This window comes from Shewanella sp. S1-58-MNA-CIBAN-0166, assembly GCF_040310085.1.
Taxonomy (GTDB): Bacteria; Pseudomonadota; Gammaproteobacteria; order Enterobacterales; family Shewanellaceae; genus Shewanella.
Map to the genome: position 1 here is coordinate 1 of NZ_JBEOPN010000043.1, position 15,793 is coordinate 15,793.

Sequence of the window (15,793 nt, forward strand, 5' to 3'; positions counted from 1 at the left end):
CGAGTGGCCAAAGGGATCAGACTGTAAATCTGACGGCTCAGCCTTCGAAGGTTCGAATCCTTCTCCCTCCACCATTTTACATTTTGCGATTGTTAATTGTATTTTAATCCAGATAACAATAAAAACACCATCAGTTCAAGTGCTAGAATCATTCCTCCTGTCATTTTTTGTCTCGTTAATACTTTCTGTTTTACCCTATCTCAGTGTTACAATTTATTGATATTCCTTACCTAATTACTTTCTGTATTACCTCGTGCTGTCATCTGTTGATTCTCCGGTACTGTCTTTCGTCTGCTATTTTTAATTAAATATGTTTGCTTATGTCGATAAACACTACTCTTAACTTTATATTTTAGTTATTATTTATTCCTTTTTGGAATAACGAGTATCATTGCATGTCATCTACTTGGGTCAATCAGGCCATCGCAAAAATAGAAGCCGATTTTCAACGGTCTGCAGACACCCATCTAATAAAATTAGATCTTCCACTACTTGTTGGAATAGACATTTATTTAAAAGATGAAAGTACTCATCCAACAGGTAGCTTGAAACATCGCTTAGCTCGATCACTGTTTCTATATGCGTTATGTAATGGCTGGATAAAAAAAGACACGCCCATTATTGAATCTTCATCTGGCAGTACCGCTGTTTCTGAAGCCTATTTTGCAAGATTACTCGGATTACCGTTTTTCGCTGTCATGCCAAAAACGACCGCAAAAAAGAAGATTCAACAAATAGAGTTTTACGGTGCACGATGTCACTTTGTCGATAATGGCAGTCAAATGTATGCTGAATCAGAAAGATTAGCCGCTGAGTTGCAAGGCCATTATATGGACCAATTCACTTATGCTGAACGCGCCACCGATTGGCGGGGTAATAACAATATTGCTGATTCAATCTTTAACCAAATGGAAAAAGAGCCTCATCCTATTCCAAGTTGGATTGTCATGAGCCCAGGTACCGGTGGCACTAGCGCAACTATTGGTCGCTATATTCGTTATCAACAACAACAGACGCAACTGTGCGTAGTCGATCCGGAAAACTCGGTATTCTACGATTACTTTCACAGTGGTGATGCGAGCATTATTAGCGATAAGAGCAGTAAAATAGAAGGAATTGGCCGGCCACGTGTTGAACCGTCATTTATTGCTGGTGTTGTTGACTGCATGATTAAGATCCCTGATGCCGCCTCTATCGCAACGATTCAGTGGTTAGAACAACTCATAGGGCGTAAAACGGGTGCATCTACTGGCACCAACTTATATGGGGCGTTGTTGCTGGCAACACAAATGCGTAATGAAGGTCAAACAGGCTCTATTGTGACCTTAATTTGTGATGCGGGTGAGCGCTATCTCGATACCTATTACAACCCGCAATGGATAGAAGACAATATAGGCTGTTTCGAACACTACCGAGAAAAACTCATCGCGTTTAATCAATCTGGTTTACTACGTTAACCTGGTGAAATTAAAAAGCCGTTGAATATAGATTCAACGGCTTTTTCGTTTCACCACTGGATATAATCTTAATTTTCACTAAGAAACACTTTAGTCTATATTCAAATACTTATGGGTTTGAATCGATAAACGCCAGTTACGGCTAATACACACCTTCATGGCAAGTTCTGTTGCGCGCGCCTTTTGGCTAATAGGTTGTAAGCAAATGGTTTTATCAGTGACATCAATATTCAGCAATAATTCATCTAACTCTTCAATATGGTGTTCAGTGGCGATCGGATGCTTAATTTCATTAGCACGATTTAATGCTTGTTCGAGTACCTTATAGCCACCTTTCATATTGATTTTAGGTGATACAGTCACCCAAACATCTGTATGACATTTCACCTCAAAAGTACCACTGGTTTCTATTTGTACCTGATAACCAGCCTCAATAAAAATCGTGGTTAATTCTGTTAAATCGTACAAACACGGCTCACCACCGGTTAGCACAATGTGCTTAGCAGTAAAGCCTTTATCTTGGAATGCTTGCACTAATGTGTGACCAGTATGATCAGCCCATCTGCCGATAGTGCCATCAACTTGAATCACTTGCTCGGCAGTCACTTTATTTTCGGGTAACACATCCCACGTTTGCTTAGTATCACACCATGCACAACCTACAGGACAACCCTGCAAGCGAACGAACAGTGCAGGAACACCAGTATATGTGCCCTCACCTTGTATTGTTTCAAATACTTCGTTAACGGGATATTTCATTGTTTACCTTACTTCTGCTGACAAGTATTGGCTACCTGGCTTATAACGGGGCGGCATTTATAGAGTATTTTAGCGTTAGCTGCAAGTATTTACACCTACAGCTTTGCAGTTGGGCCTGGCTTAGGTAACATATCAATTCTATTTACCTGAACCACTAGGCGTTGATCACACCGATCTTGCGAGTCAGTTCAGTACGTTAAGAGTATATCCATGTCAGATGCAAAGCAAAATACCCCAACTAAAGCCCTTGTTGTTTTCAGTGGCGGTCAAGATTCAACTACTTGCCTTATCCAGGCTTTATCTCAATATGATGAAGTGCATGGGATCACATTTGATTATGGTCAACGCCATCGTCAAGAAATCGAAGTGGCAAAATCTTTAGCAACAGAGTTGAAACTAGCTAGCCATAAAGTCATGGACACCACCTTATTAAACGAGTTAGCCATTTCAGCATTAACACGTGATGCTATACCGGTATCACATGAGTTGATGAATAATGGCTTGCCGAATACTTTTGTGCCTGGACGTAATATTTTATTTTTAACCTTAGCAGGCATCTACGCTTATCAATTGGGTTGCGATGCTATTATTACCGGCGTGTGTGAGACCGACTTTTCTGGCTATCCAGATTGTCGTAATGAATTTGTTCAATCAATGCAAAACTCATTAGCGCTAGGAATGGATAAACCCCTCAAGATAATTACTCCATTAATGTGGCTTAATAAAGCTGAAACCTGGGCGCTGGCTGATAAATATCAGCAATTAGCTTTAGTGCAACATCAAACGTTAACTTGCTATAACGGCATTATTGGTAAAGGTTGTGGTGATTGCCCCGCTTGTGTATTACGTCAACGTGGCCTAGATGATTACTTGCAAAATAGTCAATCAGTGATGGACTCATTAAACAGTAAGCTATAATAGTATCGATAACTTGCTGTCACTAACGGCAACGGATTAATGCAACTCGGCGGCAGCGCTATTTTGATGACGACACCAACATACACACAGGTTAACGCCATGCGTTAATTTTGCGCTACAGTTAAGTTTAGTGTCTTTAGATAAATTAAATTGGCTTGTTTTGACGGTGCGAAAAGAGGATATTTTGCTAAATCATAAATCAAACACTGTTGGGCTTTATCACTTTGTCGTTGCCATAAGTCTTATTTGTATTGGGCTTTTTGCGGCAGATATACCAACGCCTGCATTTTTGCCCATTGATCAGTATTTAAGTTATCAATATGACGCCATTACTGATGGACAAATATGGCGATTAATCACCGGTAACCTGTTACATACTAATTTATGGCATTTACTGATGAATTTGGCAGGATTATGGGTAATTGTGTTTTTACATGAAGTCCATTACAAGCGTCATCCAGGCAAATTTACATTGCTGTTTATCAGTTTGTGTATTTTGGAAGGTATTGGTTTATATTTGTTTTATCCTAGTTTAAAAGCCTATGTTGGGTTAAGTGGTTTGTTGCATGGATTATTTGCTTTTGGTGCAGTAATGGATATCCACAAGGGTTACCGTTCAGGTTATTTACTGCTGCTTGGTGTTATCATTAAGGTTGGATACGAGCAGATATTTGGCGCGACAAACAGTATCACCCAGTTAATTAATGCCAGAGTTGCCACTGAATCACATCTGGTGGGTCTCATTTGTGGCATCTTGTGTGCGTTATGCTGGTCAACGATTGCCCACCGCTTTAAATACCACAATTTACCTTAACGCTACACGCAAACGGTGTTTATTTTAACGCTGATTGCACATACTGATTGTACATACTGGACAAACAGTATGTGGAATTAATTTATTATAGGCTCTGCTGACTCAGACTCAATCTCTGGCCCATCCATTTCCTTAGACATCCCTGATTCAGGAACTTTTTCTGATTCAGATTCAATATCTTGGATTGCTGTATTTGATTGAGCTCGTTCAACTAACTTATCGTATTCAGCTTGAGTAATAAGATAACTTTTTAACGGAGGTAATGGTTTTGTTGTCTGTTCATCAGTCACCGGGACTTCTGTCATACCACTGATATCAACTCGACCAAATATCAACGCGATAGTGATAACGAACACATGTATTAAAATCACGACCAATGTGGTGTAACGACTGTTACTCACTGAAGCCACAAAACGTTGCCAAGCATTGCCACTAATGATTGGTTGATTGGGCTGCAATAAAAATTCACTATTATCTGATACGGATCCCATCGCGCCAGTTAACTGCAACTGAATTTCATCAGCGACTTGTTGTTGATGATGTTGTAATTGTTTTTCATCTACCACTTCATCTTCTGTCTCAACAAAAGGTGTCACGCCTTTATCAAATTCAATACTCGCACTGTCAATACTCGCACTATCAACTTGCTGTGATAGTTTGTTATCCCAACGTGGATCAGCGCTATTGGTTATCGCAGATTGAAGCGAACTGGACTGTGGTTTTTTTTCAGACATAAAGACTAATTCACCAAGAATGATGGGCTAAGTATAACGTCAACAACGTCATTGAGTAGCACCTTATTTGTGCTGTTAATGTTTGAATTGGATTAATAAACGTTTACCCAATCAAACGTTAAAATAAAATTATCAGTAACCCAAATATGGACAATATTTTCAGCTTACACGTGTTCACCTGAATATAGCTATTTGGTTTTGAGGCTGATAGACTAACCTTGCTCAAAATCCAATCAGCGTGATTTACAGGATATTATGAATTCATTATCAAACACTTTGGCATCTCAGCAAACAGTTGCGGTATCGAGCGGATCAGATTACTGCCAAGCAGAAGAAAAAGCTAATGCCCTTTCACATGCATTAGGTGTTATTGCTGGCATCATCGGCTTAATGTTAATGCTGATAAAAGCCCCCGATCATTTAACCTTAGTGCAAATTACTGGTGTGGCAATTTATGGCATTAGCATAATCGCATTGTTTCTTGCCTCTACATTATATCACTCAAGTAAAAGTGCACTGTGGCGTAAACGCTATAAAATGGCAGATCACTGTGCTATTTACACGTTAATTGCCGGCACCTACACGCCAATGATGCTAATCAGTTTACAAAGCACACAAGCCACGGTGGTACTTACTGCTATTTGGTCTTTAGCTTTGGGCGGGGTTATCTTTAAAACATTGTTTATCGGTCGCTTTAAAGCATTTAGCGTAGTGCTTTATTTAGTAATGGGTTGGTTATGCGTCACTGTAATGGGCGATTTAAAAACTCACATGAGCGATTTAGGCTTAAGCTTACTGCTTGCTGGCGGTTTATTTTATAGTCTAGGGGTGATTTTTTATGTTGGAAAACGCATTCCGTTTAATCATGCCATTTGGCATTTTTTTGTACTTGGTGGCGCATTCAGCCATTTTTTATGTATTTATCTCACCGTTTTATAACTGTTAAACGTAAAATCATATCTCATAAAATTACGGTTGTACTATGGCCGCAATTTTTCTATTATCTGTTGCTAATACACCACTAAACTCTGCTTGAAGACGTTATATGGGAGCACATGACTAAACTGACGCCAATGGAGCGAATATGGTTTATTGTAAATATTATCCCTCAAGGCACTGTGCTACCTTATGGAATTGTTGCTGATTTAGCAGGGTTACCTGGTCGAGCTCGTTATGTCTCTAGAGCATTGAAATTAGCGCCTGAAACACTTGGGCTCCCATGGCATAGGGTTATCAATAGTCAAGGTAAGATTTCCTTTGCAAAAAATACCGAACCTTTTCAAACACAGCAAGAATTATTAAGATTAGAAGGTATCACAGTGAACATAGGCAAGGTTTCGTTGTCTCAATATCAATGGAAACCCGATCTAGCCACCCTGGTAATGACATTACCATTTTAATCTTAGCTTATTCAGAATTCTAAACTTTAAGGTAATTATACATTGGTCAATAAATTAACTCGCTTATTCACTCTGATGTTGTCCACCTGTCCGGTGTTTTTCGCACAGGCAACTGACATTCAACAACTCACTGCAGATACTGAGTCTACGGCTAAATTGGCTGTGTCAGAAACGGCTGTGATTGCAGAAAAACTCGAGCAAATTAATGTCCCGGCTTCATTAGATGCAATCCAACAAGCTGCTATCTTATCGCCATTAACAGCCCACAGTGCTAAATATAATGTGTTTTATGGCAGCTTCGAACTAGGTGAAGCAAATTATCGTTTACCCGCTACCGACAGCGGTTTTTACAGCTATCATTTCGACAGCGATGTCAGTTTATTAATGCTGTCTGATCAACGTCATCTTACCAGCGAATTCACCCTTGAAAATGGTAAATTAGTGCCATTTCGATACATACAAGAACGCACTGGTACTGGCAGTGATTACACTGAACAGACTGCTTTTGCTAAAGCACAGAAATTTATTCATACCATTTATAAGCAAGAAGCATTAAAGCTACCATATGAAGAAAAGGTGTTTGATCCGTTAATGGTTCAATTACAATTCAGAATGGATCTAGCAGCCAACATACGACCATTAGATTATAAAATGGTTAAAGAAAAAGAAGTCGATGACTATCAATTTAGAGTCATAGGCAAAGAAAAAGTCACCATAAAAAGTGGTACTTACGATACCGTCAAAGTTGAAGTGGTGCGTGACAGTACCAAAAGACAAACATTTTTCTGGATGGCGCCTGATTTAGCTTATCTACCCGTTCGTTTAAGCCACTTTTCAAAAGGCAGCAAACAGCTCGATATTCAGCTAGCCAGCTACCAATTCGAAAAACCATTGCCTCCCATGACGCCCGTCGTCATCGACGGTCCTAAGCCTGAAGCTTCAACGACTGTGGATGAACTAGTCTCTGAAGCTGAAAATCAAGCTGGCATTAGTGAGTCTGAATTAGATGAAATAAAACAGCTAGCTGTTGATTAACTCGCCTTTACGGAATAACTTCCACTCACCTGGTTGCAAAACAACCCAATTTTCATTATTGGTTAATGGTCTAGTCGCAATCACAGTCACCACGTCATTTGGCGTGGTTTCTTGACTAAAATCGATAACTACATTGGTATCAATCAAGGTAGCTTGTCCAAATGGAGCACGGCGAGTGATGTGACATAGGTTGTTAGTGCAATAGGTCATTAAGTCTATGCCATTGCTCAACAACATATTAAACACACCTAATTGTCTTATTTCATCTGCGAGCAGGCTTATATACTGAAACACTTCATTCATGTTTTCAGGTTCATACTCGCCAAACTTATTAACCACTGATTCCAATATCCAGCAAAAAGCCAGTTCACTGTCAGTATCGCCAACAGGCTGAAAACGTGACACTGAAAAAGTGGATTGATAATCGGTTAATTGGCCATTGTGCGCATAAGTCCAATAACGGCCCCATAGCTCACGACTAAATGGGTGAGTATTGACCAAGGACACACAACCTCGATTAGCTTGGCGAATATGACTTATCACGATTTCACTTTTAATCGGATATGACTTAATAAGTTCGGCAATATGTGACTTACTGCTAGGACAAGCATCTTTAAAAGTACGGTTACCTTTACCTTCATAGAAAGTAATTCCCCAGCCATCAACATGAGGACCAGTAACGCCACCGCGTTCAGCTAAGCCGGTAAAACTAAAAACAATATCCGTTGGCACATTGGCACTCATCGCCAGTAATTCACACATTAGCCTTGCCTTTTATGTTGCTATATTGAGCTAAACACTTTTGAAGAACGTATTGTAACTACTAAGCTAATTGAGTGGAACATTTCAGACACACAAATATTTAAACAATTGTTTGAAAAACACTTGTATTCGAGGCCCCATAAGGTTAACTTTTACGTGACACAGGTCTGACCACGTTCATTCTTGTGAATGAGATCAATAATAAATAAGCTATTTTGTCTACATAAATAGCTTTAAGGAGAAGTACATTGACCACCCTACTTTGGATCATCGCGATGATCTTTGTGCTCGGCGCCATGGCATACCTGCGGGTATCGTTATTATCTACAACAATTGCTGCGGCGATTGTGTTAGTTGTCGGTAGCACTTTGGACATTATTAGTGTAATAACATGGATTGTTTTCCTTGTCATTGCACTGCCACTAAACATCAAATCATTCAGACAGAATTTTATCAGTCGTCCACTGATAAAAGTGTATCGCGGTATCATGCCAGAGATGTCTTCTACTGAAAAAGAAGCCATTGAAGCAGGTACAACGTGGTGGGAAGCAGATTTATTTGCAGGTAACCCTAACTGGAGCAAATTACACAACTATCCTAAAGCGCGTTTAACTGCTGATGAGCAAGCATTCATAGACGGACCGGTTGAAGAAGTATGTAAAATGCTCAATCAACACGAAGTGTCGCATGTGCTAGGTGACTTACCACAAGATGTATGGCAATTCTTAAAAGATAACGGTTTCTTCGCGATGATCATTAAGAAAAAGTATGGCGGTTTAGAATATTCTGCTTATGCTCAATCTTGTGTATTACAGAAACTTGCTGGTGTGAGTAGCGAACTTGCCTCAACAGTGGGTGTTCCTAACTCGTTAGGCCCTGGTGAGTTATTACAGCACTATGGTACTAAAGAGCAGCAAGATCATTATCTACCCCGTTTAGCTCAAGGTTTAGAAGTGCCATGTTTTGCACTCACTAGCCCTGAAGCAGGCAGTGATGCTGGCTCAATCCCAGATTTCGGCGTGGTATGTAAAGGTGAATTCCAAGGCGAAGAAGTTCTTGGTATGAAGCTAACGTGGAACAAGCGCTACATTACTTTAGCACCTGTTGCTACTGTACTTGGTCTAGCGTTTAAACTACGCGACCCTGATCACTTATTAGGTGATAAAGAAGAACTAGGCATTACTTGTGCACTTATCCCTACTGACATTCCAGGTGTTGAAACCGGACGTCGTCATTTCCCATTGAACTGTATGTTCCAAAATGGTCCAACACGCGGTAACGAAGTGTTCGTACCACTAAGCTTCATTATTGGTGGCCCAGAAATGGCCGGCCAAGGTTGGAGAATGTTGGTTGAGTGTCTATCTGTAGGTCGTGGTATTACCTTACCGTCAAACTCAGCTGGTGGCGTGAAAACTGCCGCTATTGCTACGGGTGCTTATGCACGTATTCGTCGTCAATTTAAATTACCTATCGGTAAGTTAGAAGGCATCGAAGAGCCAATGGCACGTATAGGCGGTAATGCTTACCTTATGGATGCGGTGGCGACGTTAACCACTACAGCTATCGATTTAGGCGAAAAGCCATCGGTTGTTTCAGCTATCGTTAAATTCCATTTAACCGATAGAATGCAAAAATGTATCATTGATGCAATGGACATACACGGTGGTAAAGGTGTGTGTCTAGGGCCGAATAACTACTTAGGCCGTGGCTATCAAGCTGCACCGATTGCGATTACTGTAGAAGGTGCAAATATTCTAACTCGCTCAATGATCATTTATGGACAAGGCGCAATTCGCTGTCATCCGTATGTATTGGCCGAAATGGAGTCAGCTTTTGATACTGATGCAAATCGTGGTTTAGCTAACTTCGACGCGGCTATCTTTGGTCATATTGGCTTTGCAACGTCTAACTTCATTCGTAGCTTCTGGATGGGCATAACCTCATCTCGTTTCTCGAATAGCCCTTACTCAGATAAAACCAAGCGTTACTATCAACAGATGAACCGTTTCAGTGCTAACTTAGCATTATTATCTGACTTAGCGATGGCTACACTGGGTGGAAACCTAAAACGTAAAGAACGTATTTCTGCTCGTTTAGGTGATTTATTGAGCCAGCTATACCTGACTTCTGCAACGCTAAAACGTTATGAAGATGATGGTCGTTTAACTGAAGATTTACCTTTAGTTCAATGGGCTGTTGAAGATTCGTTGTACAAGTTACAAGATTCGTTAGATGACTTACTGAACAACTTCCCAATGGGTTTAGGCATTGCACTTCGCGCCGTTATCTTCCCATTCGGTCGTCCAATTAAGCGCCCTAGTGATGTATTAGATCACAAAGTGGCTAAGATAATGCAAACTCCTTGTGCTAGTCGTGACCGTTTAGGTAAAGGCCAGTTCTGGACTGCATCTGAGTTCAATGCTGTAGGTATCCAAGAACAAACGTTTAAAGATATCCTTGCCGCAGAGCCACTGTACGACAAAGTCTGTAAAGCTGCGGGTAAGCGTCTGCCATTTATGTGGTTAGATAAAATTGCTGCTGAAGGTAAAGCGCTTGGTGTGTTAAGCGACAGCGAAATCGCTTTACTTGAACGAGCTGAAATTGGTCGCTTAAAATCAATTAACGTTGATGATTTCGATACCGATGAGCTTCGTGCGCAACTAGCACCTAAAGCTAAGCAAGAAAAAGCAGCCTAGCTGCTAGGTTAAAACCTAAAATAAAAAGGGTAAAGCGAAAGCTTTACCCTTTTTTATCGCTAAAAATTGATGCTATCGCTCAAGGATAATAATGAAACAACTCACCGGATTACAACTGATGCAAGCCATGCTTAATGGCGACATACCTGCCCCGTCAATAACGCAAACCATACCGATGAAAGCTATCGAGGTCAGTGAAGGCGCAGTAACGTTTGAAGCCCATGCAGATGATCGTCATTTAAACCCGATGGGCGGCGTACACGGTGGCTTTGCAGCGACAGTCATGGACACAGTAACAGCCTGCGCGGTTCATTCATCACTCCCAGCAGGTGTCAGTTATTCAACCATTGATTTGAACATTAAAATGGTTCGGCCTGTGCCACAAAACCAGCGATTGATCGCCAAAGGGAGCTTAATGAACTTATCAAAATCGTTAGGCATATCTGAAGGCACTTTAACCACTGAAGCAGGTAAGTTACTCGCTACCGCTACAGCGACCTGCCTTATTCTGCGCCCTTAGGTAGTTGGCTAAACGGTACTTTGCACTTTGAACTTTGCACTGCTAGATGAAACGGCATAATAATACTTACTCAATTAGTAATTAACTCCAGCGCTCCCATTCCGTTTTCAGTTTAAATGCCTCGATAAAGCCAAGTTTGCTCCTCGTAAATAATTGAAACAAAAAAGCCAGTCACTTCAATGACTGGCTTTTTTATATATCCTGATTTCAGGTTGTATCAGTGATTACGAATCAAGGATAACGAATCAATGTTGAACGTGATTAGCCTTCTTTTAACTCTATCTCTAACTGCTTAGCGACCGCTTCTGGTGAGCTACTATTACGAGCAAACAAGCTATAAGCAACAGGAATAACGATTAAGGTAAAGAAGGTTGCCAGTAAAATGCCTGATAACACCACGACTCCAATAACAAAACGAGTTTCAGCCCCTGCACCACTGGATAACACTAATGGAATAGCCCCTGCCGCAGTCGTAATACCGGTCATTAGAATAGGTCGTAATCGTTGAGTCGAAGCCTGCAAAATCGCTTGTTGAAATTCAACACCACGGTCTCGTAATTGATTGGCAAACTCAACGATTAAAATACCGTTTTTAGCCGCCAAACCAACCAGCATGATAATGCCAATTTGACTGTAAATATTAATACTCTGGCCGGTAAACCATAACCCAATTAACGCCCCTAACGTTGCTAACGGAACGGTTAACATGATCACCATAGGATGAATATAACTTTCAAACTGAGCTGCGAGCACTAAAAATACAATACCTAATGCGAGTAAGAACACAAAGTTCATCGAGTTACCCGACTCTTGGTAATCTAACGATGGCCCTTTATAACTTATCACCGCTTCTGCAGGCAAATAAGTTGTAGCAAGATCATTGAGATAATCTAACGCTTCACCCAGAGTATAATCATCGGCCAAATTGGCCTCTAAGGTAATAGCACGCATACGATTGTAACGATTTAACGAGCTGGCATCGGCAAACTCTTCAATCGAGACTAAGTTCGATAACGGGATCAGTTCTTGCGAACGATCCGAACGAACGTAAAGATTCTGCATATCCGTAGCAGTACTTTGATTGTCACGATTACCTTCGACAATCACATCATACTCTTCACCATCGCGCATAAAGGTTGTCACCAAGCGCGATCCAAGCATCGACTCTAATGTTCGGCCAATATGCGCAATTGATACCCCTAAATCTGCTGCACGTTCACGGTCAATCACCACTCTTAACTGAGGCTTGGTTTCTTGGTAATCGTGATCTAAACCAATGAGTTTATGATTTTCTTTGGCTTTCTCGAGCATAATGTCACGCCAATCAGCCAGTTCTTCGTAGCTTGGGCCACCAATCACAAACTGCACTGGTTTACCCACACCGCGACCAAAGGCTTGGCGCATTATCGGGAATGCACGAATACCGGCTAAATCTGATAGACGATTACGGATATCGACAATAATTTCATTGGCACTGCGACGTTCAGCCCAATCTTCCAAAACGATAATAGCCATACCGTTAGAAAAGTCTGATGCGGTGCCAAAGCCACGAGGAGCGCGGATCAATAAGCGCTTAATATCGCCACTTTCAACCAAAGGCATTAAGCGGCCTTCAACTTCATCCATGTATTTTTCAATGTATTCAAAGCTGGCACCTTGAGGTCCATTGACCATTAAAAACATCGAGCCACGGTCTTCTTGTGGAGCAAATTCTTGAGGGATTTTATTCAATAAAAAACCACTTAATGCAAACGAGATTAATACGATTAATGACACTAATACAGGTCGCTTAACCCCTGCTTGCAAGCTTATCAAATACCAGCCCGATATCTTGCTCATCATTTTATCGATTTGTTTAACCAGCCAAGGATCTTGTGTTGCAGGCTTTAATAACTTTGAGCACATCATCGGGCTTAATGTTAACGCCACAATACTGGAAAAAATCACAGCCGCACTCATGGTGACCGCAAATTCTTTAAACAGCTTGCCTAAATCGCCCTCTAAGAAGGTAATAGGCATAAATACAGCTACCAGTACCAAAGTCGTTGCCACGATGGCAAAACCCACTTCACGCGCACCTAGAAAGGCTGCTTTAAGCGGAGAATCACCTTCTTCAATCCGTCGATGAATATTCTCTAACATCACAATGGCATCATCAACCACCATACCAATCGCCAGGATCATCGCTAATAGGGTCAGTAAGTTGATGGTATACCCTAGTGCATATAGCACTATAAACGTCCCCATTAAGGATACGGGCACAGTGATGGCTGGAATCAACATCGCCCTCACCGAGCCTAAAAACAAGTAAATAACAATAATCACTAACACCATGGCGATAAACAGTGTTTGATAAACCTCATCAATAGAAGCTTCAATAAACACCGAGCTGTCGTATGAGCGTTTAATCTCCATGCCTGCTGGCAATGTGGGGTTAAGTTTGTCTACCAACGCATTAGCAGCGCGTGCCACTTCAAGGGTGTTAGCGGTAGATTGCTTACTGACCCCTAAACCAATCATTGCCTCTTTGTTACCTCGGAAAATAATCCGCTCTTCCTCGGAGCCGATTTCTACCTTGGCAACATCGCTTAATTTAACTAAATAACCATCATCGCCCTGCATGATCACCAAGTTAGAAAAATCTTCCGCCGTTTTAAATACCCTGTCCAGACGCACGGTAAAATGACGTTCTTTGGATTCAATAGAACCCGCTGGTAACTCAACGTTTTCAGAACGTAATGCAGCTTCGACATCAGATACCGTTAGGTTGCGCGATGCTAATGCTTGGCGATCGATCCAAATTCGCAGCGCATACACTTTGCCGCCACCTAAACGTAACGTTGACACGCCATCGATAACTGAAAATCTATCCACTAAATAACGATTTGCGTAATCAGTCAGCTGCAAGATATCCATTTGGTCGGACACCAAATTGAGCCACATAATGACTTCATCACTGCCGTTAGCTTTGTAAATTGAGGGAGCATCAGCTTCTTCAGGAAGCTGTTCTAATAAACCTGAAATACGATCACGAACATCATTGGTCGCGGCTTCGATATCTCGATTAATATCAAATTCAATGGTAACGCTTGAACGGCCATCACTGCTTGACGAACTTATATGACGAATGCCTTCAACACCACTTATCCTATCTTCGATAAGTTGAGTGATTCGACTTTCAACCACAGAAGCACTGGCGCCACGGTAACTGGTCTCGACCGACACAATTGGCGGATCGATATTTGGATATTCCCGCAAGGGTAATTTATCGAATGATACCAAGCCTAAAACAATCAATAAGATACTAATAACAGATGCAAAAACAGGCCGTTTAACCGATAAGTCAGTTAATATCATGCTGACGTCTCCATGCCTTCTACTTGCGCAAACTTAAAGTTTTCCGCTTGCTCAACTTGAACTTTATCTCCTGGTCGAACTTTTAAAATACCGCGAATAATCACTTGTTGATCAACCTTAAGCCCGTCGGTTATTTCAACCCAGCCACGAGTCCGGCTGCCTAAAGTTACCTGCTGCTGTTCAACAACATTTTCAGCATTTACTACATAAACAAAATGCTTATTTTGAATAGGAATAATTGCGGCTTCAGGTAATAGTAATGCTTCACGACTTTGCTTAATAAGGCGCACTTTCATCAACATGCCGGGCAGTATCTTAAAATCATCATTAGGCATTACCGCGCGTACCACTACCGCTCGAGTATCTGGGTTAACGCGGCTATCAATCGAAGTAACAACGCCTTTAAATATCTGGTCGGGATACGCAACCGCTTTGGCTTCAACGAGTTTGCCTGGTTGTAATTCTTGAATAAAACGCTCTGGCACAGAAAAATCTAATTTAATTTTACTCACATCGTCTAGGGTACTAATTTGCTCACCTGGGGTCACTAAGCTACCCACACTCACTTGGCGTAAACCTAATTTACCTGAAAATGGTGCTTTAATTGCGCGGTCTTCTAGCGCAGCTTTAGCCTGCGCAACTTCTGCACGAGTGGTATCAATTAAACTTTGTAAGCGGTCACGCTCTAATTCAGCAATCGTTTTGCTGGTGACCAATGTACGAATACGATCTAATTCACGTAGATTTTCAACTAACTTAATTTCGGTTACGGCTACTTTGGCTTTATGTTCATCATTTCTCAGTTGTACTAATAACGCCCCTTTTTCAACTAAATCGCCATCGTTGAAATTAATACTAGTGACAATTTCAGTGATTTTGGATGTAACGATAATAGACTCATAGGCTTTACCCGTACCCAATGCTTCGACTTCATCACGAATAGGCATAATCGCCACCTTGGCAACCACAACATTAGGTATGGGCCTTGGACGTTGAACTATCGCTTCTTTAGGAGACAGTAAATAGTAAGCCGACAGTGCAGCTAGCACTATGGCGATCAGTACGATTATCTTTTTCATTTCGAGTCCGTAACCATCAAAGGTTGCATGAATTATATCTATGATTTTCTATTTAATGTGATTGTACTTAGCAATAAATCCACATCAAGTTGTTTTACTTTTGCTTACAAATTACGAACAGATTAAACAAATAGTTCACCCTTGGTAAATATGCATTTTATTCACATTTTTAGCGTAATTTATACATATTTGGTTATTTATACGCATTATTTGAATATTTAAACAATGAAAATCCAAACTGTTCGACACATGCTGTGACAAA

General features: G+C 41.0%; 13 protein-coding genes. 8 read left to right on the forward strand and 5 right to left on the reverse strand.

Annotated elements, in window-relative coordinates; translation table 11 throughout:
- Nucleotides 1–395 precede the first annotated feature (395 nt).
- Nucleotides 396–1,457 (forward strand): PLP-dependent cysteine synthase family protein, encoded by a 1,062-nt coding sequence (locus AAEY99_RS19420; RefSeq protein ID WP_182744326.1) that lies wholly within the window; start codon nt 396–398, stop codon nt 1,455–1,457.
- Nucleotides 1,458–1,547: 90 nt separating this feature from the next.
- Here AAEY99_RS19420 and queE read toward each other — a convergent pair whose 3' ends face one another.
- Complete coding sequence (gene queE, locus AAEY99_RS19425; protein ID WP_101088403.1) at nt 1,548–2,216, reverse strand: 7-carboxy-7-deazaguanine synthase QueE; 669 nt, start codon at nt 2,214–2,216, stop codon at nt 1,548–1,550.
- A 210-nt stretch (nt 2,217–2,426) separates the two neighbouring features.
- On the opposite strand from queE, the gene queC reads away from it, so the two are divergent.
- Nucleotides 2,427–3,134 carry a 7-cyano-7-deazaguanine synthase QueC gene (gene queC, locus AAEY99_RS19430; RefSeq protein ID WP_162023023.1) on the forward strand — a complete coding sequence of 236 codons (708 nt, stop codon included), beginning with the start codon at nt 2,427–2,429 and terminating at the stop codon, nt 3,132–3,134.
- A 184-nt stretch (nt 3,135–3,318) separates the two neighbouring features.
- On the forward strand, nt 3,319–3,948 hold the full coding sequence (gene rrtA, locus AAEY99_RS19435) for a rhombosortase (protein ID WP_101088405.1): 630 nt from the start codon (nt 3,319–3,321) through the stop codon (nt 3,946–3,948).
- Nucleotides 3,949–4,025: 77 nt separating this feature from the next.
- Here rrtA and AAEY99_RS19440 read toward each other — a convergent pair whose 3' ends face one another.
- Nucleotides 4,026–4,682, reverse strand: a complete 657-nt coding sequence (locus tag AAEY99_RS19440) for a hypothetical protein (RefSeq protein ID WP_351011641.1) — start codon at nt 4,680–4,682, stop codon at nt 4,026–4,028.
- Nucleotides 4,683–4,937: 255 nt separating this feature from the next.
- Here AAEY99_RS19440 and trhA point away from each other — a divergent pair, with 255 nt between their 5' ends.
- The 3 genes from trhA (at nt 4,938) to AAEY99_RS19455 (ending at nt 7,117) form a co-directional block, all read left to right on the forward strand.
- Nucleotides 4,938–5,621, forward strand: coding sequence for a PAQR family membrane homeostasis protein TrhA (gene trhA / locus AAEY99_RS19445; RefSeq protein ID WP_101088407.1), 684 nt, complete (start codon nt 4,938–4,940; stop codon nt 5,619–5,621).
- A gap of 116 nt (nt 5,622–5,737) precedes the next feature.
- Entirely contained in the window at nt 5,738–6,082 is a 345-nt protein-coding gene (locus AAEY99_RS19450) for an MGMT family protein (RefSeq protein WP_101088408.1), read from the forward strand.
- Nucleotides 6,083–6,157: 75 nt separating this feature from the next.
- Nucleotides 6,158–7,117, forward strand: a complete 960-nt coding sequence (locus AAEY99_RS19455; RefSeq protein WP_182744338.1) for a DUF3108 domain-containing protein — start codon at nt 6,158–6,160, stop codon at nt 7,115–7,117.
- Here the strand turns inward: AAEY99_RS19455 and AAEY99_RS19460 are convergent.
- The gene (locus tag AAEY99_RS19460) at nt 7,103–7,879 is read right to left on the reverse strand and encodes a class II glutamine amidotransferase (protein WP_101088409.1); all 777 of its coding nucleotides are present in this window, start codon (nt 7,877–7,879) and stop codon (nt 7,103–7,105) included. The genes AAEY99_RS19455 and AAEY99_RS19460 overlap by 15 nt on opposite strands.
- Before the next feature lie 248 nt (nt 7,880–8,127).
- Between AAEY99_RS19460 and fadE the strand changes: the two genes are divergently transcribed.
- Both fadE and AAEY99_RS19470 read left to right on the forward strand, forming a co-directional pair.
- Entirely contained in the window at nt 8,128–10,575 is a 2,448-nt protein-coding gene (fadE, locus tag AAEY99_RS19465) for an acyl-CoA dehydrogenase FadE (RefSeq protein ID WP_335693087.1), read from the forward strand.
- 85 nt (nt 10,576–10,660) lie between these two features.
- Nucleotides 10,661–11,095: a PaaI family thioesterase gene (locus AAEY99_RS19470; RefSeq protein WP_208062823.1), complete on the forward strand. Its 435-nt coding sequence runs from the start codon at nt 10,661–10,663 to the stop codon at nt 11,093–11,095.
- A gap of 261 nt (nt 11,096–11,356) precedes the next feature.
- Here the strand turns inward: AAEY99_RS19470 and AAEY99_RS19475 are convergent, their stop codons facing one another.
- Both AAEY99_RS19475 and AAEY99_RS19480 read right to left on the reverse strand, forming a co-directional pair.
- Entirely contained in the window at nt 11,357–14,452 is a 3,096-nt protein-coding gene (locus tag AAEY99_RS19475; protein WP_162023019.1) for an efflux RND transporter permease subunit, read from the reverse strand.
- Nucleotides 14,449–15,531 carry an efflux RND transporter periplasmic adaptor subunit gene (locus AAEY99_RS19480; RefSeq protein WP_101088413.1) on the reverse strand — a complete coding sequence of 361 codons (1,083 nt, stop codon included), beginning with the start codon at nt 15,529–15,531 and terminating at the stop codon, nt 14,449–14,451. The genes AAEY99_RS19475 and AAEY99_RS19480 overlap by 4 nt, the downstream gene beginning before the upstream one ends.
- Between the last annotated feature and the right edge of the window lie 262 nt (nt 15,532–15,793).